We start from the raw sequence: 21543 nt of genomic DNA on the forward strand, positions 1-21543 counted from the left end.
CACCAGCAGTTTAGCGACGTACGTCAGTGACCGGCGGGGCCCTCACACGCCCTGACCGCCCGAGAGAGGCCCATCACATCCTGGCCGCGCGTGCCGGAGACGTCCACCCCGGTCATGGTCGGCGGCCCCGTCGTCAGGGCCGACCACCGAAACCAGAGGCCCTGCGGCAACTGGCCCTGCGTCTGGCGCTGGAGAATCCGGGTTGGGGCTACCGCCGCATGCACCGGGAACTCCTCGGAGGCCACGTGAGTCGGGCACACGGGCCGGGGTCGGGTCCGCCGTTCTATCTCCAACCTGTGTTGTTTCTAGAATGGCGGGGTGGAGGACATTGACGCGATCGCGGCGTTGCAGGATCCGGTGCGGCGTCGCCTGTACGAGTACGTGGCGGCGCAGGGCCGCGAGGTCGGGCGCAACGAGGCCGCCGAGGCGGCCGGGGTCGCGCGCACGCTCGCCGCGCACCATCTGGACAGGCTGGCCGAGGTCGGGCTGCTGGAGAGCGGCAGCCGCCGTCTGTCAGGCCGCTCGGGGCCGGGGGCGGGCCGTCCCGCCAAGGTGTACACGCGGGCGCAGGCGGAGCTGTCGGTGTCGCTGCCCGCCCGCGACTACCGCACTGCCGCCGAGCTGCTCGCCGAGGCGGCCGAGCAGGCCGGGCTGGATGCCGGGTTGTGTGCGGCGGCGCGCCGCCGGGGTGAGGTCCTGCGTGGCTCGGCGGCGCCCTGCGGCGGTCTTGAAGAGGCCATGGAGATGCTGGCCGCCCGCGGCTACGAACCACACCTGGAAGGCCCCGAAGACGCCAAAGGGGTGTCGGGGGCGGCCGCGAGTGTCGTGCGTATGCGCAACTGCCCCTTCCATGCCGTCGCCGAACGCTTCCCGCCACTGGTCTGCGGCATGAATCTCGCGCTGCTGGAGGGGCTGTTCGGCACGGACGGCCCCGTCCGCGCCCGCATGGACCCCCGGCCCGGGGAGTGCTGCGTGGTGGTCGAGAATTCTAAAAACAACATTGATTGACATAGAAATGGGGGGCATGCTGGGATGAGGCCATGACCGCATCCGTGCATGCCGCCCACCTCGCCCACCTCAACGTCGCCACGCTCCGACACCCCCTTGACGACCCGCGCACGGCGCCGTTCGTCGAGATGCTCGACCCGGTCAACGCCTCCGCCGACGCCGCGCCCGGCTTCGTGTGGCGGCTCGTGGAGGAGGGGGCGGCCGACGCCACCGGCCTGCGCCCGGCGGGCGACGACGTCATCGTCACCCTGTCGGTGTGGGAGACCCAGGAAGCCCTGTGGGACTTCACCTACCGCAGCGGACACCTGGAGGCCATGCAGCGACGCCGCGAATGGTTTGAACGGCACGTCGAGGCGCACCTGGTGCTCTGGTGGATCCCCGTCGGCCACCTCCCGACCGTCGACGAGGCCCTGGAGCGGCTGGCGGACCTGCGGGCGCACGGGTCGTCCCCCCGCGCGTTCACCTTCGCCTCCTCCTACACCGCAGCCGAGGCCCTCCAGCACCTTCAGGCCGCGCCGCCAACGCAAGCTGAAGCAGCTAACTGATCCACAGGTCTTGACGGTTACTCCCTCCTGAGCATGTGTGAAATAACCGCTACGCCGGACAGGATGCCCGCATGGATCAGGGGATCGCGGTCGTGCTGGGCGCGGCAGTCGGAGTCGCGGGAGCCTTGGGCGCGTGGGCGCTGACTTACCTCGGGGTGAGGCAGCAGACCCGTGCCACAGGGCAGATCGAGTATGCGAAGAGCCCTGGGCGGTCAGGAGTCCAACGAAACCAACCAGGAAGCAGCACACGAGGCCGCCGAGGCCCTGGCCACACTCCGTGAGAGGTCATCTCGAAACCGAGTGTGGGGTTGGGGGTTCCGTACGGGTGTGCTGTTCAGGTGATTGTGGCCGCGCGAAGGCATGAGGACAGGGCCTCTCGGTAGCACAGAGGGTGTCTACGCCACTGCTCACCGGGAGGCCCTGTTGCCGCGGTTGTATCGGTCTGCCGTGAAAGAGTCCATTCCGGACACGCGGACGTGCGACCGCTTCGCCCACACGTACGGCAACGCAGGCGCAGCATGGCGAACGCATTCGCCACGCCCAAGTAGGCCAGTCGCAGCAGCACGGTCGATCCTCTTGCCGCAGTGAGCTCCACCCTCACGAGAGCGCCCGCTCGGGCGACTTCTCCGGTCGACCTCCCGTACACCGCGCGCACCACCTCCCACCAGGACGGATGACATTTCGGCAAGCACAGCGCCGAGGAGGGCGAGGGCGACACGGACCGGCGACCCGGATGACACTTACGGAACTCACGGCACATCACGGCCGGCAAGCGGTATCCCCGGTGGCGTCGCAGTGCTTCGGTCCGTACCCACGATGAAAGTTCACAAAGGAGAGGAACCCCAGCCGGCGCAGGCTTGGGGTTCCTCGAGGCGGTGAGTATCGGGCGGTCAGCAGGTGGAAGTTGCCCACGCCGTAAACCGCTCGTCTACGCGCCGGGAGACCGCACACATCGCGGTCACAGCGGATCAGGCAGGTTAGCGCTGCAGGGTAAGGACACCCGGCCGCCAGGGCAGTTGGTCGTAGGGACCGCCCGCGGAGGGGGACTTGCCCTGGTAGAGGAACTGCAGGTTGCAGGGGTCGACGGTCATGGTCTGGTCGGAGTTGTTGCGGACCAGGTCACCGTGGCTGATGTCGTTGGTCCAGGTGGCACCGCTGTTGGCCTTGCCCGCGAAGGGGTTGCTTTCGCTGCTGGCCTGCGGGGTCCACGAACCGCTCAGGCTGGAGGCCGTGAACGAGCGGAAGTAGCGCCCATTCGCACCCATCGCCTCAACGATCATGAGGTACTGGTTCTGGTCCTGAAGCTTGTAGACCTGCACGCCCTCGAACAGGTTGTTCGTCGAGTCGCTCATGATCGTCGTGTACGACGAGCCGAAGTTGCCCGGGAAGTTCCCGATCGGCATGCTCGCTCGGTAGATCTTGCCGTTGTCACCAGCGAAGAACAGGTACATGTTCTGGCCGTCACCGATCAGGGTCTGGTCGATCGGGCCGGTGCCGGAGCCGGAGATGCTACCGGTGAACAGCGGCTGCGGCGAGGACCAGCCGTTGGGGTTGGTGGGGTCGCTCGACGTCCGGTAGATGAAGGGCCACGCACCCCACTGGTACGCCAACACCCAGATGTTCTTAGGCGCGAAGTAGAACAGCGTGGGCGCCACCGCGGCCTGGCTCATCCCGGTCTGGCCGGCCGACCCCATGTCCGACCAGTTCGTGAAGGGACTGAACCTCATCGAGCCGTAAGACGATCCCGACACGTTCGACGCGTAGACCAGGTGCTTGCCGTTGTACACCACGTTGGTGAAGTCCTTCAGCGAGACCCACCCGTTCGCCGGCTGCGCCAACACGCCCGTCGACGTCCACCGGTACGTCGAGGGAAGAGAACAGGCGCTGGTAGCTGCCTGAGCCGGGTTGGCGACGAGCGTCGCCGCCAACGAGGCCAGGGCCGCAACCGCGGCTGCGAGCACCGCAGGCAGACGTTTGCGGCTGACATTTCCTCTGCGCATGAGGACCTCTTGATTTTTGAGTAAGCGGTTCCGGTTGGCCCCGTCAGAGGCTGTCCGGACTGTCGATGTGGTTGCGGTTCGTAGCGGTCGGTGGGCACCGGACCGACTCCTTGCGGCTTCCCGGTGCTGCAGGACCTTCTGACACACCGGTGGCGCCCTGCGCCTTCGGGCCGCTGCGAAACGCACCGGCCCGTGTCGGACGCTGATCGTCGTGGTGCAAGCCCGCCACGCGGTGACCCTCACGTACTCCGCGAGCCGTTCGAGGGCTGATCGAGACCGGGGCCCGCGCGGGACCGCATGGATTGCATCGTTCATGACATTCCTTGAGCGAGACGGAGCTGAGGAGTAGAACGGCTCAACGGCATGCCGTGCCCCACCTGAAGAGGGCATCGATGGAGGCTTGGACAGCGTCGGGTGAGCCCGTCGCGGTCCCGGGCGCCATCAGGACGGTCGCGTCCCGCCGTGCCGCGCCGGGGCGGATGTCCGCGCTGACGCTCAGCCAGATGCAGCTGCCCGGAACGGTCCGCGCTCGTGAGCTCGTGGCCAGTGCCGGTGGTGTTCCAGTCGCTGGCCACGGTCAGCCCGCTGACCATCACCACCCGCATGGCTCCGCCCCGGCGTTTGACACCGATCCACGCGGAGGAGTCACGCAGCGGCGCGAGTCCGGCCCGGTCACCTCCCGCATCGCGGAGTGGTCGAGCTGGACCGTGACGGTGGAGGCGAGGCCCTGGATGCGGCCGGTGGCGGCCCCCAGCGCACGACGATGGGAGAGTTGATGAAGCCATGACATCTGCATGAGCGGCATGCTCCTTGCGGCTCGGCCGTTTCGGTGGGCGTGACGGAGGTGCCCTGCTGTGCGGGTGGAGCGGCTCTGCATGTTCGCGATATCGAACAAGGGTCGAAGTGTCGAGCACTCTGGATGGTAGGAGACCGGTGAGCGGCGTCAATACCTCTCGCAAGATTCGCGAGCAACGCCGAAATATTTCGCAGGACTTTATGGATGAACGCCGCAGGTCAAGCCAACCGAATGGCCGGGCTGGGCGGATGGACAGCCCTTTGGTGCCAGAGCGAAGCCGGCCTCGTGGATAGTGTTGACATGGCCGGTCGCCTCCCCAGTCCCGCACTGCGCGGGTCGTTGATTCGTATGGTGTGATCGGCGCGGGGGGTGTGCGGGTGCCGATAAATTATCCGTGCAGGTCATGCCGCTGCTGGTACTCGACTGCCGGCCCGCAGCAGCCCCCGCTTGTTGCACTGCGCGAGGATGGCGTCCAGGACCTGCCTGTTCCAGGCTGTGTGCTTGCCGAGAATGTCATCCGCCCTGGTCGGAGTCCTGTACCGGGACCGGCGGTCGTCGGCCTCGCCGCTCGGGTAGGCGCTCTCGCGTAGTCGGTGGTTCACGCAGAAGCGCAGGGTCTCGATGCGTATGCCCAAGGCCCGCTCCAACGCGGGGAAGACACCGTCGAGTCCCGGCCGCCGAGCGGTCTCGGGACTCGGGGAACAGGTCTCATCCCGTGGTGAGTATGGTCTGTTGCGTACCGCCCTCCGCTTGCGGCGCGCTCTTCTGTGTCGTGCGCCCCCGCAGTGCCGCCACCACCAGCAGAGCCGAGAACAGGGCGGCCGAGCCGCACACCACGAATCCGATCGCGTAGCCGTGGCCGAGGGCATCGAGGGCGTACGCGCGGGCCGCGCCCGGCGGGGAGGTGGCGGGGACAGAGTTCAGAGCGAGGGGACCGCCTTCCGTCAGCACGTCGTGCGCCGCCGCCTTCGACTCCGCGCTCAGAGACGAGGAGGTGGCCAGTGACGAGGTCACCCGGGACGCCGCCTGGCTCAGGGCGACCGCGCCGATGACCGCGGGTCCGAGGGTGAAGCCGAAGTCGCGCAGCAGGTTGGTGGACGCGCTGGCCATGCCCGCGAGCGGCAGTGGCACCGTGTTGACGGCGGTCGCGGTGATGGACGACACCGTGAAGGCGAAGCCGATGCCGACCAGGCCGAGTGGCAGAATCAGCGAGGTCAGGTGCCGGTCGCCGACATCGAGCCCGGCGGCCAGGAAGTCGCCCACGGCGATCAGCGCCAGACCGGAGGTGAGCAGCGCCCGTGCGGGCAGCCGGTGCAGCAGCCGCGAGGTCAGCGGGGTGAGCACCGGGGTAATGCCGTTGAGCAGCAGGAACGCGAAGGCGGTGCGCATGGGGCTCTGGTGCTGGATGGGGCCGAGCCGGATGCTCGCCGCGTAGGCGGTGCCCAGGAAACTGAACATGCCCACCACCGCGACGACCGACGCGACCGCGAAGGAACGGTTACGGAACAGGTCGAGGCGCAGGAGGGGCGAGCGGGCCCGGCTCTCGGCGGCCACGAACAGGCCAAGGAACACCACGGCGATCACGAATGCCACGACCACGGGAGTCGATCCCCAGCCGTCGGTCGGCCCCTGGATGACGGCGTACAGCAGGGCGAACAGACCGACGCCGATAATGATCTGGCCGGCGATGTCCAGCGAACGGCCCTGTGAGGCACGGGAGTTCACGGCGAGCCACAGGCTCACCGCAGCGCTGACCGCGGCGAGCGCGGCCACCACGACGAACGCCGAGCGCCACGAGCCGTAGGTGCCGGTGATACCGCCGAGCAGCGGCGCGAGGAAGCCGCCCGCGGACAGGCTGGAGGCCCAGAGGGCGATGACGCGGGCGCGCTGGGCACCGGTGTGTGTGCCGGCCGCGATCATGGCGAGCGAGGTGGGGAAGAGCGCGGCGGCGCCGAGACCGGCCAGCGCCTGCCCCGCCCACAGTTGATGGATGCCGGAGGCGCTCGCGGCGACGACCTCGCCCGCGCACAGCAGTCCGGCGCCGCCGACGAGGAGCTGTTTGCGGCCGAAGAGGTCGCCCAGCACGCCGAAGGAGAGTTCGAGGACGGCCACGGGCAGCAGGAACGCGTCCGAGATCCAGGTGAGTTGGGCGCCGACAGGGTGGAGGTGTTCCTGGAACAGGCCGTTGAGGGTGGCCGGTATCGCGAGGCCGATCTGGGCGAGGCAGACGGCGAGACAGCCGGCGACGAGCGTGCCGAGCGCAAGACGGGGGGCAGAGGATGCGGAGGGAGAAGAGGCGGGTGCGTCGGACATGAGAGGGTCCCAACGTCAGTGGCGGGCGGTGTTCTCCGGGCGGTCGCGGCCTACCGTCAGATGTGCCGGGCGGTACGGGACGTACGCCGCCCCGTCCAGACCGAGCGCGGTGGCGGACCGCTGGAGCGCGGCCGCGGTCGCGGCGTCACCCCAGTGGCCGGTGGTCACGCGGTGTTCGAGCGCGTGCAGGGCGGCCACCGTCTCGGCCGTGGTGAACGTGCAGTGGCCCTGCCGTTCGACGTAGGCCTGACGCAGCATCGCGCCGTTCCGGGCCCTGCGCACTCGGTCGCCGAACTGCCGTTCCTGCTCGACGGGTACGAGGTTGTCGGCGATCGTGTGCACGTCCAGCAGCGGCACGCCGAGGCCCTGACCAGCGGACGAGGTGCGCTGCGCGGTTCGGACCGCGGCGGGGTCGGCGGCGATCGAGGCGCCTTGGGCCAGGGACATCAGGTCGACGCGCAGGTCCAGTCCGGCCGTCCGGTACAGCGCGCGGACCCGCGGGGCATGGACGGAACCGGCGAGCAGTCGGGTGTAGTCGACGCCCTGGTTCCAGGAGTTGTTGCCGCCGACGGACTGCTCGATGGCGTACCGGCCGCCCTCGACGAACGACAGGATGCCCTGCGCGAACCACGTGTACTGCTGCTCCTCCTGGCCTGCCCAGTCGGTCGGGGCGGGCCGGTCCTTCCCGGGCGCCCAGGCGGGCAGGTTGAGGAAAGCCGCGGCCAGCGCGACCCGGGCGCGGCCCTGCGGGGTGGTCTGCGCGGCGGTGACGGCGTCGGTGAGCTTCTTCGCGGTAGCGGCCGCGTCGTCGGCGGAGCCGAAACGGACCAGGCGGACGTCCTGCCCCGGCAGGAGCAGCCGGGCGATGGTGTACTCGGCGTCGAGCTGGTAGTTGTCCAGGTCGGTGCCGCCCGCGACCAGACCGCACAGGCCGAGCGCGCCGTCGACGCGGCCGGCACCGTCGCGGGCGATCTGCGCGTTGACGAGCCCACCCATGGACTGGCCAACGGCCAGGGTGCGCCGCGGTGTGCCGATCTTCGCGGTGACGGCGTCGAGCGTGGCGAACTGGTCGCGTTCGGCGCTGTTCATGGCCCACATCGAGCCACGGGGGTCGTACGACGACCCGGCCATCGCATAGCCCTCGGTGAGCAACTCGGTGCGTACGGCGTCAGAGGGGGCGTCCGTGGCGACGGTAGGGCCGAAGCCGTGACTGAACAGCAGCAGGGTGCCGTTCCAGTCGTCGGGGACGTCCGCGATCCAGGTGGCGCCGTCGGAGAGGGTGCCGGTGAGGTGGGTGGTGGCCGCCGGGTCCGCCTGGGCAGTCGGCGAGGGGAAGGGGGCAATGGCGGCGGACGCCAGTGTGGCCAGGGCGGCCAGGGCGATACGCAGACGTGTGCGGGAAGACATGGAGGTGGCTCCTTGTGGGCGGCTGCGGAGCGGGGAACCCGGGAAATGCTCAGTGCACTGAACGAAGGCGTGGGGAATGTAGGGCTGTTTTCTTACCACCGTCAAGACTGTGCACAATTTCGCTCGAGACGGGAGCCGCACCGTGGTGTGACATCCGCGAAAAACGGCTACGCCGGAACGGTCTCGATCAGCCGACTCACCGCGTCCCGGACGGGCATCTCCAACAGGGCGTGGACCGCGCGGAACGTCTCCTCCGCCCCGGCGGCGGGCCAGTCCGCCGGCAGGTGCCGCACAGGCAACCGGGGGTCACTGCGGATGACCTGGAGCCACTCGGTGGTCAACCGGAGGCGCAGCGCGAGGGCGTCCTCTCCCGCCAGGTCCACGCCACCCGAGGCGTACGGCCGCCAGAACGCGTCGAAGTCCCGGTAGCGTGCGCACAGGCCGCCCAGATCCCAGGTATCATTGATCATTTCGGCGATGTTCATGCTGGCGTCCCCGCGGGCGCGGAAGACCTTCACGTGCGCGGCCAGGCCCAGTTCGGCCACGATCCCGGAGACGTCGATCTCGCCTGGCGCGATCCACAGTCCGCTGAACAGCGTGCCGAAGCCCGCCCAGGTCAGCTGGGAGCGCAGATCGTGCCGCCGGCGTTGCCACGACTCCGGGAGCGAAAAGCCGAGCAGGGTCCAGGTGCCGTCCCATTCCCGGTTGACCGCGCCCGTCTTCCAGATGCGCCGCTCGCCATCACGGAGGATCGCCTCCGAGCGATCGGTGAGGCCGACGTAGGTCCGTCGGCCCTCGCGCCGACGACTCAGCAGACCGCGGCCGACCATGCGGGTGAGGGTGGACCGGGTGGCCTGCTCTCCGACTCCCGCGCGCCGGAACACCTCGATGACGCTCCCCGTGTACACGCATACCCCGCGGCCCAGTACTTCGTCACCGAGGAAACTGAGCAGGAGGGACTGGGGGCGCAGGGCTGGATCGGTCACACGCATACATTACGAGGCCGCCACCCAGGCACATGCGGCAAGCGGCACCCGGTCGGGTGCGGGCCGGGCCGCGGTTACCGCCGGACACCCGGCGGGGGAGGCATCAGTCGAGCCTGTTCCCGGCAACGCGCGCCAGGAGCGCGTGCAGCGTCTCCCGCTCGGCGGGGGCGAGCGGGGTGAGCAGTTCGTCAGTCACACGCTGACCTGCCTGACCGGTGTCACGGAGGAACACGCGGCCGCCCTCGGTGAGGATGACGATGCGGCTGCGGCGGTCGTCGGGTGCGGGGCGGCGCTCGGCGAAGCCCAGCTTCTCCAGGTCGTCCACCAGGCCGACGATCGCGCTCGGGTCGTAACCGAGCCGGGCGCTGAGCTCTCGCTGCAACGCGCCGTCACAGGTGGCAAGGAAGCGCAGCACGGCGTAGTGCCGCAGCCGCAGCCCCGACTCCTGGAGGAACGCGTTGAACAACTGACCGGAGCGCAGACCCAGGCGGTACAGCAGATAGCCCGTGTCCGCGTGCAACGCCCGCATCCACGGTTCGTCCGCGTCGATGGGGGGCGGGTTGTCGATGTGCTCGCGGGCGATGGCGGGCTCCCTGGTCTCGGTTCCGGGGCGCCGATCTCGGCTCCCCAGCGGGGTTGGTCTCATGTGTGGAGTCCAGCATGACGCACCCGGAGGTGACCAACAACTATTGACGGCGACAATTATTGCTCTTAACTTCGACCTCGAGCCGCATCCCGGCGCCGCACAGGCGCACCCCATGCGAAGGGACCCGCTCGTGCCCACCATCGATCTGACCGGCAAGGCCGCGGTCGTCACCGGCAGCGGACGGGGCCTCGGCCTCGCCTACGCACACGCCCTCGCCGCCCACGGCGCGTCCGTGGTCGTCAACGACGTCGACGAAGCCGTGGCCGAACAGGCCGTCAAGTCCATCACCGAGGCCGGCGGCAGCGCCGTGGCCGAGGTGGTCCCGGTCGGCGCCGCCGAGGCCGCCGACCGTCTCGTGAGCCGTGCCGTCGAGGAGTTCGGCCGGCTCGACGTCCTGGTCAGCAACGCAGGCATCCTGCGCGACAAGGTGCTGTGGAAGATGACCGACGAGGACTTCGACGCGGTCATCACCACCCATCTCCGAGCCACCTTCACCTGCGCCCGCGCCGCCGTCGTACGCATGCGCGAGCAGGGCGAAGGCGGCACACTCGTCCTCGTCGGCTCCCCAGCCGGGCAGCGCGGCAACTTCGGCCAGACCAACTACGCCGCCGCCAAGGCCGGAATCGCCGCCATGGCCCGCACCTGGTCCATGGAACTGTCCCGCGCGAACATCACCGTCAACACGATCGTGCCGGTCGCCGCCACCGCGATGACCGAGACCATTCCCGCCTTCGCCCCGTATGTCGAGGCCCTGAGGAAGGGCGAACCGCTGCCGGACTTCCTGCGCAAGAGGGAGGGATTCGGCACCCCGGAGGACTGCGCCGCCCTCGTCCCCTTCCTGGCCTCCGACGCCGCCCGCGGCATCACCGGCCAGTGCATCGGCATCGGCGGCGACAAGGTGGCGCTCTGGTCGCATCCGCAGGAGATCCGGACCGCCTACGCCGACGGCGGCTGGACCTCCGACGCCCTCGCCGACGCCTGGCCCACATCGGTCGGCGCTGAACCGCAGACGGTGGGCATCCCTGCGCCGCGGATCCCGGAGGCGTGATGGACCTTCAGAATCTGGTCGCCATTGACGTCCACACCCACGCAGAGGTGTCTTCCAAGGGCCATTCCTCCCTGGACGACGACCTGCACGACGCCTCATCCGCCTACTTCGGGATCGAGGGCAACCGGAAGCCCACGTTGGAGGAGACGGCCGCCTATTACCGCCGGCGCCGGATGGCCGCTGTCATCTTCACGGTGGACGCCGAGTCCGCGACCGGCACCGAGCCCATCCCGAACGAGGAGGTCGCCGAGGCCGCCGCCGCCAACGCGGACGTCCTCATCCCTTTCGCCTCCATCGATCCCTTCCGGGGGAAGGCGGGCGTGAAGCAGGCCCGGCGGCTGGTCGAGCAGTACGGGGTAAAGGGCTTCAAGTTCCATCCCAGCATCCAGGGCTTCTTCCCCAACGACCGCTCGGTGGCGTACGGCCTGTACGAGGTGATCGAGGAGACCGGCACCGTCGCGCTCTTCCACACCGGCCAGACCGGCATCGGCGCCGGTGTTCCCGGCGGAGGCGGCATCCGCCTGAAATACTCCAACCCGCTCCATGTGGACGACGTGGCCGCCGACTTCCCGAAGCTGAAGATCGTCTTGGCGCACCCGTCATTCCCCTGGCAGGACGAGGCCCTGGCGGTGGCGACCCACAAGCCAGGCGTGTACATCGACCTGTCCGGCTGGTCGCCGAAGTACTTCCCGCCACAGCTCGTGCAGTACGCCAACACGCTGCTGAAGGACAAGGTCCTGTTCGGTTCGGACTTCCCGGTGCTCACCCCGGACCGATGGCTGACCGACTTCGAGAAGCTCTCCATCAAAGACACGGTCAAGCCGAAGATCCTCAAGGAAAACGCAGCCCGCCTGCTCGGGCTGGCACAACCGTAAAAGGTGGTCAGATGCGCAACGAGGGACTGGGGTCGTGGCCCGCACGCCGGGCCCGCAAGACCCCACACCGCACAGCCCTGATCCACGGCGAGCAGTCGACCGACTACCGCACCCTGCACACACGCGCCACCCGCCTCGCCCACGCCCTGCGCGCCCGAGGCATCGAACGCGGCGACCGCATCGCCCACCTCAGCCCCAACCACCCCGCCTATCTCGAGACCCTGTTCGCCGCCGGCATCCTCGGCGCCGTCTTCGTCCCCCTCAATACCCGCCTCGCCGGACCCGAGATCGCCTACCAACTCGCCGACTCCGGCGCCAAGGCCCTCGTCCACGGCCCCGCACACGCCGGACTCGTCGCCGGACTGCCGGCCGGCACCGACGTACGGACCTACGTCGAGATCGGCGACGCATACGAACAAGCCCTGGCAGCCGCCTCGGCTGAGCCGATCGACGAACCGGTCACCCCCGACGACACCTGCCTCATCATGTACACCTCGGGGACGACCGGCCATCCCAAGGGCGCGATGCTCACCCACTCCAACGTCACCTGGAACGCCGTCAACGTCCTGGTCGACCACGACCTGATCGCCGACGAACGGGCCCTGGTCTCCGCCCCGTTGTTCCACACCGCCAGCCTGAACATGCTGACTTTGCCAGTACTGCTCAAGGGCGGTACCTGCGTCCTGACGGAGGCCTTCGACCCGGGCGCGACCCTCGGCCTGATCGAACGGCACGGCATCACCTTCATGTTCGGAGTGCCGACGATGTTCGACCAAGTGGCCCGGCACCCCCGCTGGACGAACGCCGACCTGTCCTCGCTCCGCATCCTCACCTGCGGCGGATCACCGGTGCCGACCCCGCTCATCGCCACCTACCAGAAGCGCGGGCTCACCTTCCTCCAGGGCTACGGCATGACCGAGGCCGCGCCCGGCGCCCTCTTCCTGGACGCCGAACACGCCGCCGACAAAGCGGGCTCGGCGGGCGTACCGCACTTCTTCAGCGACGTACGGGTCGTACGGCCCGACCTCACCCCGGTCGACGTCGGCGAGACCGGCGAAGTGGTGGTACACGGACCACACGTCATGTCCGGCTACTGGGGGCTGCCCGAGGAGACGGAGGCCGCCGTCACGGACGGCTGGTTCCGCAGCGGGGACGCGGCCCGGGTCGACGAAGACGGTTATGTGTACATCGTCGACCGGATCAAGGACATGATCATCTCTGGCGGCGAGAACATCTATCCCGCCGAGATCGAGGATCTCCTCCTCGCCCACCCGGGCATCGCCGAGTGCGCGGTCATCGGTGTCCCGGACGACGAATGGGGCGAGGTACCCCGGGCGGTCGTCGTCCCGGCAGCGGACACCGAACTCGACCCGGACGAGGTGCTGACGTCACTGTCCGGGCGGCTCGCCAAGTACAAGATCCCCAAGTCGGTGGTGGTCGGGGACAAACTCCCGCGCACCGCCTCCGGAAAAATCCTCAAGTCCCGCGTGCGTCAGCGCTACGGCACCCCAGCCCCTGAACAGGAAGCCGGCTCATGAGCATCACCGTCAACGGTTTGGACGAACTGAAGAAGCTCGCCGACAGCGACCTCGGCACCAGCGAGTGGATCGAGGTCACGCAGGATCGCATCGACACCTTCGCCGACGCCACCGGCGATCACCAGTGGATCCACACCGACCCGGAGCGAGCGGCTCAGGGCCCCTTCGGCTCGCCGATCGCGCACGGCTACCTCACCTTGTCCCTGTTCATCCCCCTCTTCACCCAACTGCTGGACGTACAGGGTGTGACCACCAAGGTCAACTACGGGCTGAACAAGGTGCGTTTCCCCGCGCCGGTGAAGGTCGGATCCCGCATTCGGCTCGTCGCCCGGCTCACCTCGGTCGAGGACGTACCCGGCGGCGTCCAGATCACCGTCGACGGCAGGATCGAGGTGGACGGCGGCACGAAGCCCGCGGCCGTCGTGCAGAGTCTGTCCCGCTTCTACATCTGACCTGCGGCAATCGGTGGGTGCCGCAGCTCGGGCGTCCGGGGTGGGCCACCGCGCTCACCTTGTGGTCGTCCTTCCCTCGCCTCGGACCGACCGCTTGGCAGTGGAGCTCGATCGGCACCGAGTCGAGAACGCTTGGGCTTTTCTCTGCTGTGGTGCCCCTGGCCAGGGACACCGTGGCGGCGCCGCCTCAGCCGTGGAGCGCGAACGGATGCCGGGCGAGCGGGGTGACGGTGATGTCCATATACGGAAAGAGCGGCAGCCTGGGGCGGCCGCCCCCTCGCCGGCGCAGCCTGACTCGATCCGGCGAGCCTGTGCAGTCGGAGCACTGGAAGTCGGGGGACGTCCTCGGTCGGCATCAGTGTCGAGCGAACCGGCGCAGGGCGTCGAGTACGGGCGGCGCGAGCGTGTTCGGGTGGTCGGCGTCGTGCAGCAGATGGTCCACTCCCGGCAGCGTCACTCGGCCCGGTCCACCCGCATGCGCGTGACGCAGGGCGGTCGTCAGGGCGTTCGTTGTGACACAGGGGACCTGGGCGTCGCTCGTGCCGCATGTCAGCAGCACCTTGCTTCCCGGCCGGAGTGCGGCGGCGACATCTGGTGGGTAGACGGCGTCATCGCTTAGCACGAACCGGGCGTTGGGGCCTTGGAACGCCTCGAAGAGCTGGGCGATCGCGGGGGGCAGGTCGGTGGTGTCGACCGGTCGGTGTTCGCGCAGGGAGGTGACGGCGGCGTCGATGGCCGCGTTGACGGTGCGTTGCTGCTCCGGTGTGAACTGGCCCTGCCTGGTTGCTTCGGCGATCTGGGCCTTGAGTTGGAGCGCCACCAGGTCCAGCATGCGGATCGCCTGCGGTTGCAGAAGCGCCAGGCCGGCCGGGCGCGGGCGGACGGTGCCGCCCAGCAGCAGTCCCGTCATCGCGCCCTCGCTGTGCCCGAGGATCAGCAGCGCGTGCGGGTTGGTCTCCGGCTGATCGCGCAACCACTCGTAGGCGGTCCGTGCCTGGCGGACGAATGCCGGGTAGTCGAGTTCTTCCGGGTGGTCCCGGTAGGCGCCGAGCCCGGTGCGGCCGGTGCCGTACTTGTCGAACCGCAGCGTGGCGATTTTGTCCCTGTCGAGCGCGTCGGCCAACTGTGCCAGGGTGTCCGGTGCGGACCCGGGCGGTTGGTTGCCGTCGCGGTCGGTGAGTCCGCTGCCGGGCAGCAGAAGTGCCGCCCGCAGCCGTTGCCCGGCACGATGCTCGGGAACGTGCAGGGTGCCGTACACGGTCGTACCGTCGGCCGTGAAGACGACCTCGCGGTCGGCGGCAGGCACGAGACCGGGCGTCGCCGCGGCCGGGGTGGCGGTGACGACGGCCAGGGCCATCACAGCCGCTGCCAAGTGTCGAAACATTGGCCTACCTCTTTTCAGACAAGGGCCTTCTCGACCAGAGCAACAGTCGCGCGAGGGTCGTCGACCTGGAGAACCAGGCGTGCGTACCTCTCGTCGGCGAGTTCGACCACGACAGCCTTCGACGGATCCCTGACGTCCCAGAAGACCTTTTCACCATCCTGATGGAATGTGCCCGCGGTGATCACACCGGGTACGCGGGAGCCCGGCGCGCGGATTCCCTTGGGTTCGGTGGCGATACCGGGGTCGGCGGTCGCGCCACGGACGTTGGCCAGCGGGATGGTCAGACTGCCTTTGAAGGACCAGAGCTTGTCGAGACCCTCGATCACGACGACGAGGTCGTCGCCGTCGATACGTATCAGTGCCATGTGGGGTTCCCTTTTCAGGTGAGAGGAATGAGGTGTTGGGTCAGCGCGTTGACGGCGTTGTCGGGGTTGCCACGCAGGAGGATGCCCAGCGCAGCGGCGGTGAGGGCAGTGGCCATGTCGGCGGGAACGCCGAGCGCGTCGGCGATCGACTGGTCGATGGCTGACAGTGCGGCCGTCACCTCGGAGGCGACCTCCTCGTCGACCGGTGCGCGTTCGATCGCTGCGAGTAGAAGCAGACCAAGGTCGGCCGAGGTGATGAGTCGCAGCGCGGCCGCGGCGTCCGATTCCCCGGCCAGGGCGTCGAGCAACGGGCGGACGTCGTCGGCGAGGTGGCGGCGCAGAGCGATCAGGTAGAGGCCGCGCTTGCTGCCGAACGTCTTGTACAGGCTGTTGCGGTGCACGCCGAGGTGGGTGACGAGGTCGTCAACGGACACACCGTCATACGCACGTCCGCCGAACAAGTCCACGGCGGCACGCACTGCTTCGTCCTCGTCGAATGCTCTTGGCCTGCCCATGGCCACTACGGTAGACAGTTGAGGAACGGTCAGTCAAGAACAATCGTTCCTCAATCGCCGATCCCCTTCGAGGCCCGGTCTTCCAGAAGTTGCGGGACAGTCTCGACACCCGCCTCTACGGAAAGGCCGCCGCGCAGGGGAGTTACCGACGCCGGCGGACGGTCGCCTTCGACGGGTGCAGCAGCCTGCTCGTCCCCAGCCATGAACGGAACTGGTCCTGGCTCGGCCGCCCCGCCAGCCGGCTCGGTGAAGCCGGATACCCCCGACTGATGCTGATGGCACTGTGCGAGACCGGCACCCGCGGCGCCAGTTGTTTTCGGGAGCTGGGGCCGGTGACGCGCCCACCAGCTTGCGAAGGAAGCGATCGACCTGGCCCTCCAGCGGTGGCCAGTGCTGGTCGGGCTGGTTGACCCGCATGGATACCGCGCCGTGCTCGGCGGCGCGTGGGTCGAGGACCACCGTGGAGGCGTCGTCCGGGCGAGCCAGGCCGTCGTCGATGCACCTTTGGACCGCGGCTGTGATCGTACGTCCGAGCTCTTCCTTGAAGTCCATGTCCGGGCGCTGATTGAGGGTGCTGTCGTGCAGCACCTTGTAGAGCCCCGGGTGGTCATGTGCCAGGCCCCGAGTGCGAGGGTTCGGGCGCGCAGTTGGGCGTGAAGGGTGTCTTTGGACCGTGTCCTACGTGGTGAGGCGGACGAGTCGTTCGTAACAGCAAAGAGCGGCGGCGAGTCCGAGGAAGGCCAGGTAGTTGAGGGAACCGGGCGAGCATCGGCTTCAGTGCGAGGGCGTCGTGGGTGTTGGCCGCGGAGAGTCCGACCCGTAGGGGCAGTCCGTCCGCCTCTGGCAGGACGTGCATCTTGGAGCCGGGCTTACCCCGGTCCACGGGACACGGTCCAAAAGCTGTACCGGAAGCTTCTCCCGCTCACCGAACAGCAGACCCGCGCCGAACGTGACGCCGCGGCCGATGGGAGGACGAGGGCGGCTACTGCACTGGCACGAGTGGCCGCGCCAGGTGTCTGGCACTATGGCCGCATGAACAACACGAATGCTGCCAACGAGGCTGCTGAGACTGCTGTGTTGACCACTCCGCAGGCGTGGCGCGAATTCCTGGGGCGGTATGACGAGCGGTACATGAACAACCACGCTTCCGACCAGGAACTTGTTGATTTGTTGGAGGAAGACGAGTTGGAGGTACTGGAGGAAGAAGGGCGGCTTGAGCGATGGCTGGGGGAAGAGCCGGCGTCGGAGGTGGCCGTGGTGGCGGCGGAAGAGCGGCTCGGGGTGCGGTTTCCGCCCAGCCTCCGTGGGTTCCTACTGGCCAGCGATGGCTGGACACGCGTGAGTGGGTGGGTGGATCTCGTATACCCGTGCGGGCGCATCGGCTGGATGCGGGACAGTGATACCGGTGCGCGCTTGATCCAAATCTACAGCGAGAACGCCGATAACGACGACTACGTCCAGTTGTTCAGGCGATCCGTCGAGGTCGCCGCGGGCGAGGACGTCTGGTTGCTCGACCCGACCGATGTCGGGCCGGATGGTGAATGGACCGCCTGTCTGTTCACACCGAAGTACGGGGATGTGCAGGAGTTCCCGAGCTTCTCCGACCTGTTCCACGACGGGTACGAGGACATGGACTAGGCTTGTGATTTAACGTCGCTTGGTACTCGGCCAGCTGGGTGGTGTGATCCATCGGCGCGTTGTCAGCCTTGGGCGGTCACCCCGAGATCATGGCGCATCGCGGTCCTCATGGCCCGGAGCATGTCCCAGATCTCTGCCTGAGCCTGGACGGCGGTGGCCACCGTCTCCCCAGGTTCGGGCTCTTGTCGCTCAAGGCGTTTGACCTGGCCATAGACCTTGTTCAGGGCCTGATTGACTTCACTCGCGCGTGCGAGCACCTCGTCGGGGGCGATCATCTGTGCTTCGGAGTATCTGGCGCGATGGGCTCCTTTTGCCTCGTCGAGTGCCTCGCTGTCGGTCTCCTCGACACTGCGTTCTCGCATGACGTGCAGATGGCGGTTGAGCGCTGTGGTGAACTGACGTGCATCCCGGTTGAGTTCCATGTAACAAGTGCGTCGGAGGAGCAGGTTCTCGCGAACCTCCTCTTGGCCCCGAAGCAGCTCTATCTCGCGACGTTTTGCCCGTTCGGAGGCGCGTTGGGTGAGGAACGATCCCCCCAGTGTTCCGGCCACACCTGCCACCGCGATGATCACAGAGCCAAGATCCACAGATCCTCCTCGAAGCCGCTTGCAGTCACATCACCCACTGCTCGCTGCCTCACTGTCAAGCGCCGGACCGCTGGTGCGTCAGGGTTTGGTGCCCTTCTTGTGGTGGGCGGGACGGCTGTAGACCTCGCCGGTGGCGAGGACGCGGCCCAGGTCGTGACGGGTGGCCGGGCGGTGGTTTTTCGAGCCCCCGTGGCCTTCCCGGCTCGGGCCGAGAGGGTTTCGGCGCACCGGCCGGAGAGCCGGTCTTCGTCCACAGGTTCCGGAACCCCCGGCGGACCCGAGCGGGCGTGAGCTTGTTCGGCTCGGTCGGCTTCTCCCAGGGCCTGCGCAGGTCGACGGCGAGCGGACGGGCGAGCCTGAGCTGGGTGTGGGCGGCGATCACCCAATGCCGCGAAGTCAGGGGCCCGACGACGGTGTCAAGTGGGCGTGAAATGCTATGGGGCGTCTGCCATCCAGGGGATCGACCAAGATCTTCCCGAAAGCAGAGTCCCTGTGGTTCAGTCTGTCACGGGCGGCGCCAGCGATGTGTTCGCCCCCGGCCATCTCGGTGAGTTGACCCTGCGGGGTTCCGGAACTCGGCCCGGCGCGATGACCAGCGGTAATGAGTGGAGTAGCACTCGCCGGGAAGGACTCGGACTGTGCCGCTACGTCTGCTCTATTTGATCTTCATCCGGCTGCTCGGCTGACGCGTGCCGACCGCGCGTACCTCGCCGCGCTCATCCGACAGCTGCCGCGGCGACTGCGACGCCACCGTCTGGTCACACCTGACACGATTCTGCGGTGGCACTGCCGACTGGTAACGAAGAAGTGGCCGCACCCGAACCGAACCGGCCGCCCGCCGATCGACCAGGCGATCGCCACGCTCATCGAACAACCCGCCCGAACACTCGCCGTCGACGCAGTCCACGTGGACTGCGCCGTCACCCTGCGGCGGCTGTATGTGCTCTTTGCGATGGAAGTCGGCACCCGGTACGTACACGTCCTCGGAGTGACCGGCCATCCGGACGGCCCCTGGACCACGCAACGGGCCCGCCATCTCCTGATGGACCTCGGCCACCGCGCATCCGAGTTCGACTTCCTCATCCGCGACCGGGCCAGCCAGTTCAGCAGGTCGTTCGACATGGTCCTCGCCAGCGCGGGCATCAAAGTCGTAAAGATCCCTCCGCGGTGCCTCCAAGCGAATGCGCACGCGGAGAGGTTCGTACGCACTGTCCGTTCAGAGGTCACCGACCGGATCCTCATCTTCGGCCGACGCCACCTACGCGCCATGCTGAACGAGTACATCCAGCACTACAACGGACGAACCCCACCGCAGACAACAACTCCACCCGCCACGGCCCGACCACCCCATCGCCGATCCTTCCCACGAGCGGATCAAGCGCCGACAGCGCCTCGGCGGCCTCATCAACGAATACGAACGAGCGGCGTAGAAACGCAGGTCATCACACGTGGCCGTGTTGTGGAACCCCGCAGGCAGCCGCACCACGAGCTCCCCGAATGAACGCGCGGTCGAACGTGTCGTCGGCGGCAGCGGACGCGAAGCCTCGACCACGTCCTGATCATGAATGAGTCCCACGCCCACCACGTCCTTGCAGCCGCACCAACGAGTACACCTATGCGGCATAACGGCACCCACAGGCCCATGCGGATCGCAGGCGCCCTGGAGCGGCGCGCGCGCACAAAAGGGCGCGGCGAAAGTACGATCATGCAATGGCTGACATGACCGAAACCACACCCGGTTGGCTGAGTCCCGACAACCTCGAACAGGCACGCGCGCAGATGCCGATCCTGTATGTCGAGGCCGTGCCCGTGCGAGTCGACGACAGCGGCGAAGTCACCAGCATCGGACTACTGCTCCGCATCGGACCGGACGGCACGGTCAGCCGCACCCTCGTCTCGGGCCGGGTGCTGCACCACGAACGGGTCCGGGACGCCCTCCTGCGCCACCTGGAGAAGGACCTCGGACCGGTGGCACTGCCCCGTGTCCCGGCCTCGCTGCAACCCTTCACGGTCGCCGAGTACTTCCCGACACAAGGGATCACACCGTTCCACGATCCCCGCCAGCACGCGGTGGCCCTTGCCTACATCGTCCCGGTGACCGGTGACTGCCGCCCCCGCCAGGACGCCCTGGACCTGGTCTGGTTCAGCCCGCAAGAGGCCGCGTCGCCACTGGTACAGAACGAGATGCCAGGCGGCCAGGGAGTCCTGCTCAAACAGGCACTCGCCCACGTGGGCTGCCTGTCCTGACGGGGACGCCTACCGCAGACGCTCACCCTGTGCGACTCCGTCGCCCGATTCGGCCGGCTGGTGCGACCGGTAGGCCGCTGGCGCTGAATGCTCAGGTCACGCTGATCGAATCGGGCCTCACCGCGAATCAGACGACAGAGTCCTATAGAGAGTGAGAAACGCCACCACCGGGTGAGCAGTCCGGAGACCCTCCTCCGATGCCGCTGCAGTAGCTGGCGCAACCTCGCGCGCGTCAGCTACTGCCTGCAAGGGGAGCTCGACCACCGGCGTCTGCGGTGGGGATGACCCGAAGAAGGCTTGGAAGATGAGATCGAACTCGCAGTCAGTCGTCTCCTTGAAGACGGACAGAGCACGGAAGTCATCTGCGGTGGTGTGGCTCTCGCGGAACCTGCGGGCCCGAACGTTCTTGTTGTTCGACTCGTTCGTCTCCAGCGGTGGATGGTATGCCTCGATCGCCCCGTGCTCCCAGACGTAGATGTCCTCTTGCCGCTGAGCACGACGTCGATCCCTGCGTGGTCGGGGAATGTCCCGTCCCGGGGTGAAGAGGTTCCTCGCCGCTTGCGCTACCCAGGAGGCGATCGGATGCGCCGTGGCGCCCAGGACGCGGATCCGGCGACTGCCACTCCATGAAGTCACAGGCCAGCAGGGCGTCAGCTTGGCTGGGAAGGAAGGTGGCCCAGGTACTGGAGTTCCGCTCGGGCGCCGGGTCGATGCCGGCCTCCTTCAAGATCTCCCATACAGTGGACGCGCCCACCTTCACCCCCAGCACAAGCAGCTCGGCGTGCAGGCGCCGGTACCCCCAGCTCGGGTTCTCCTTCGCCAGGCGCAGCACCAGGACGCGGATCGAGCGCACCGTGCGCGGCCGTCCCGGGCATTCGGGTTGGCAGGACGCGGCATGGCGGCGCGCGACGAGGTCGCGGTGCCAACGCAGTACCGTGTCGGGGCGGACGAGCAGCCGTAACCGTCGCAGGACGTGCAGCGGCAGCCGGTGCAGCAGCGCCGCCGGGTACGCTCGATCGCTGGGCATGGACCGGAGGTTGTCCTTGCCGAGTTGGCGTTTCAGCACGGTGATCTGATGGCGCAGGGCGAGGATCTCTGCGTCCTTGTCCCGGTCGGTCATCGGCAGCAGGCGAAGCATCGCGACCGGCAAGGGCAAGGTCATGCCGCCGACCCAGGTAGCTGATCATTCCGAG

General features: G+C 68.1%; 20 protein-coding genes and 5 pseudogenes. 9 read left to right on the forward strand and 16 right to left on the reverse strand.

Annotated elements, in window-relative coordinates; all coding sequences use genetic code 11:
- Window positions 1–318: 318 nt before the first annotated feature.
- Together ACFV2X_RS07855 and ACFV2X_RS07860 are read left to right on the forward strand one after the other, a co-directional pair.
- Complete coding sequence (locus ACFV2X_RS07855; RefSeq protein WP_385612819.1) at window positions 319–1008, forward strand: helix-turn-helix transcriptional regulator; 690 nt, start codon at window positions 319–321, stop codon at window positions 1006–1008.
- 32 nt (window positions 1009–1040) lie between these two features.
- The gene (locus ACFV2X_RS07860; RefSeq protein WP_385612821.1) at window positions 1041–1553 is read left to right on the forward strand and encodes a DUF3291 domain-containing protein; all 513 of its coding nucleotides are present in this window, start codon (window positions 1041–1043) and stop codon (window positions 1551–1553) included.
- A 977-nt stretch (window positions 1554–2530) separates the two neighbouring features.
- On the opposite strand, the pseudogene ACFV2X_RS07865 reads toward ACFV2X_RS07860, so the two are convergent.
- The 7 genes and pseudogenes from ACFV2X_RS07865 to ACFV2X_RS07895 all read right to left on the reverse strand — a co-directional run.
- Window positions 2531–3433: pseudogene (locus ACFV2X_RS07865) on the reverse strand (non-reducing end alpha-L-arabinofuranosidase family hydrolase); the annotation flags it as partial.
- Window positions 3434–3962: 529 nt separating this feature from the next.
- Window positions 3963–4310, reverse strand: a pseudogene (locus ACFV2X_RS07870) (xylosidase); the annotation flags it as partial.
- Between the two features lie 440 nt (window positions 4311–4750).
- Entirely contained in the window at window positions 4751–4984 is a 234-nt protein-coding gene (locus ACFV2X_RS07875) for a hypothetical protein (protein WP_385612823.1), read from the reverse strand.
- Window positions 4985–5057: 73 nt separating this feature from the next.
- Complete coding sequence (locus ACFV2X_RS07880) at window positions 5058–6662, reverse strand: MFS transporter (protein WP_385612825.1); 1605 nt, start codon at window positions 6660–6662, stop codon at window positions 5058–5060.
- Between the two features lie 15 nt (window positions 6663–6677).
- Window positions 6678–8069 (reverse strand): alpha/beta hydrolase, encoded by a 1392-nt coding sequence (locus ACFV2X_RS07885; protein ID WP_385612827.1) that lies wholly within the window; start codon window positions 8067–8069, stop codon window positions 6678–6680.
- Window positions 8070–8236: 167 nt separating this feature from the next.
- On the reverse strand, window positions 8237–9061 hold the full coding sequence (locus ACFV2X_RS07890; RefSeq protein WP_385612830.1) for a PaaX family transcriptional regulator C-terminal domain-containing protein: 825 nt from the start codon (window positions 9059–9061) through the stop codon (window positions 8237–8239).
- Window positions 9062–9158: 97 nt separating this feature from the next.
- Window positions 9159–9701 (reverse strand): MarR family winged helix-turn-helix transcriptional regulator, encoded by a 543-nt coding sequence (locus ACFV2X_RS07895; protein ID WP_385612833.1) that lies wholly within the window; start codon window positions 9699–9701, stop codon window positions 9159–9161.
- 130 nt (window positions 9702–9831) lie between these two features.
- Between ACFV2X_RS07895 and ACFV2X_RS07900 the strand changes: the two genes are divergently transcribed.
- Genes ACFV2X_RS07900 through ACFV2X_RS07915 form a run of 4 tightly spaced genes read left to right on the forward strand, consistent with a single transcriptional unit; the run spans window position 9832 to window position 13614 of the window.
- On the forward strand, window positions 9832–10749 hold the full coding sequence (locus tag ACFV2X_RS07900) for an SDR family NAD(P)-dependent oxidoreductase (protein WP_385612836.1): 918 nt from the start codon (window positions 9832–9834) through the stop codon (window positions 10747–10749).
- Window positions 10749–11624, forward strand: a complete 876-nt coding sequence (locus ACFV2X_RS07905; RefSeq protein WP_385612839.1) for an amidohydrolase family protein — start codon at window positions 10749–10751, stop codon at window positions 11622–11624. Before ACFV2X_RS07900 ends, ACFV2X_RS07905 begins: the two co-directional genes overlap by 1 nt.
- 11 nt (window positions 11625–11635) lie before the next feature.
- Window positions 11636–13162 (forward strand): long-chain fatty acid--CoA ligase, encoded by a 1527-nt coding sequence (locus ACFV2X_RS07910; protein WP_385612842.1) that lies wholly within the window; start codon window positions 11636–11638, stop codon window positions 13160–13162.
- Window positions 13159–13614: a MaoC family dehydratase gene (locus ACFV2X_RS07915; RefSeq protein WP_385612845.1), complete on the forward strand. Its 456-nt coding sequence runs from the start codon at window positions 13159–13161 to the stop codon at window positions 13612–13614. Before ACFV2X_RS07910 ends, ACFV2X_RS07915 begins: the two co-directional genes overlap by 4 nt.
- A gap of 355 nt (window positions 13615–13969) precedes the next feature.
- Here the strand turns inward: ACFV2X_RS07915 and ACFV2X_RS07920 are convergent, their stop codons facing one another.
- The 5 genes and pseudogenes from ACFV2X_RS07920 to ACFV2X_RS07940 form a co-directional block, all read right to left on the reverse strand.
- Window positions 13970–14998 (reverse strand): alpha/beta hydrolase, encoded by a 1029-nt coding sequence (locus ACFV2X_RS07920; protein ID WP_385612847.1) that lies wholly within the window; start codon window positions 14996–14998, stop codon window positions 13970–13972.
- A gap of 14 nt (window positions 14999–15012) precedes the next feature.
- Window positions 15013–15363 carry a hypothetical protein gene (locus ACFV2X_RS07925; protein ID WP_385612850.1) on the reverse strand — a complete coding sequence of 117 codons (351 nt, stop codon included), beginning with the start codon at window positions 15361–15363 and terminating at the stop codon, window positions 15013–15015.
- Between the two features lie 14 nt (window positions 15364–15377).
- Entirely contained in the window at window positions 15378–15878 is a 501-nt protein-coding gene (locus ACFV2X_RS07930; protein ID WP_385612852.1) for a TetR/AcrR family transcriptional regulator, read from the reverse strand.
- A gap of 33 nt (window positions 15879–15911) precedes the next feature.
- The gene (locus tag ACFV2X_RS07935) at window positions 15912–16466 is read right to left on the reverse strand and encodes a hypothetical protein (protein ID WP_385612854.1); all 555 of its coding nucleotides are present in this window, start codon (window positions 16464–16466) and stop codon (window positions 15912–15914) included.
- A gap of 90 nt (window positions 16467–16556) precedes the next feature.
- A pseudogene (locus tag ACFV2X_RS07940) lies at window positions 16557–16785 on the reverse strand (hypothetical protein); the annotation flags it as partial.
- A 125-nt stretch (window positions 16786–16910) separates the two neighbouring features.
- Here ACFV2X_RS07940 and ACFV2X_RS07945 point away from each other — a divergent pair.
- On the forward strand, window positions 16911–17516 hold the full coding sequence (locus tag ACFV2X_RS07945; protein ID WP_385612857.1) for an SMI1/KNR4 family protein: 606 nt from the start codon (window positions 16911–16913) through the stop codon (window positions 17514–17516).
- A gap of 62 nt (window positions 17517–17578) precedes the next feature.
- On the opposite strand, the gene ACFV2X_RS07950 is transcribed toward ACFV2X_RS07945, so the two are convergent.
- From ACFV2X_RS07950 to ACFV2X_RS07960, 3 genes and pseudogenes are all read right to left on the reverse strand, one after another.
- On the reverse strand, window positions 17579–18103 hold the full coding sequence (locus tag ACFV2X_RS07950) for a hypothetical protein (protein WP_385612859.1): 525 nt from the start codon (window positions 18101–18103) through the stop codon (window positions 17579–17581).
- 78 nt (window positions 18104–18181) lie between these two features.
- A pseudogene (locus tag ACFV2X_RS07955) lies at window positions 18182–18485 on the reverse strand (transposase); the annotation flags it as partial.
- A gap of 273 nt (window positions 18486–18758) precedes the next feature.
- Window positions 18759–19292 (reverse strand): hypothetical protein, encoded by a 534-nt coding sequence (locus ACFV2X_RS07960; RefSeq protein WP_385612938.1) that lies wholly within the window; start codon window positions 19290–19292, stop codon window positions 18759–18761.
- On the opposite strand from ACFV2X_RS07960, the gene ACFV2X_RS07965 reads away from it, so the two are divergent.
- Together ACFV2X_RS07965 and ACFV2X_RS07970 are read left to right on the forward strand one after the other, a co-directional pair.
- A complete protein-coding gene (locus ACFV2X_RS07965) occupies window positions 19224–19604 on the forward strand; it encodes an integrase core domain-containing protein (RefSeq protein ID WP_385612935.1) in 381 nt (126 codons plus the stop codon). The genes ACFV2X_RS07960 and ACFV2X_RS07965 overlap by 69 nt on opposite strands.
- Window positions 19605–19822: 218 nt before the next feature.
- Complete coding sequence (locus tag ACFV2X_RS07970; RefSeq protein WP_358647682.1) at window positions 19823–20350, forward strand: NUDIX hydrolase family protein; 528 nt, start codon at window positions 19823–19825, stop codon at window positions 20348–20350.
- A gap of 543 nt (window positions 20351–20893) precedes the next feature.
- Here the strand turns inward: ACFV2X_RS07970 and ACFV2X_RS07975 are convergent.
- A pseudogene (locus tag ACFV2X_RS07975) lies at window positions 20894–21512 on the reverse strand (integrase); the annotation flags it as partial.
- Window positions 21513–21543: the final 31 nt, after the last annotated feature.

Source organism: Streptomyces sp. NPDC059679 (genome assembly GCF_042734105.1).
GTDB lineage: Bacteria > Actinomycetota > Actinomycetes > Streptomycetales > Streptomycetaceae > Streptomyces.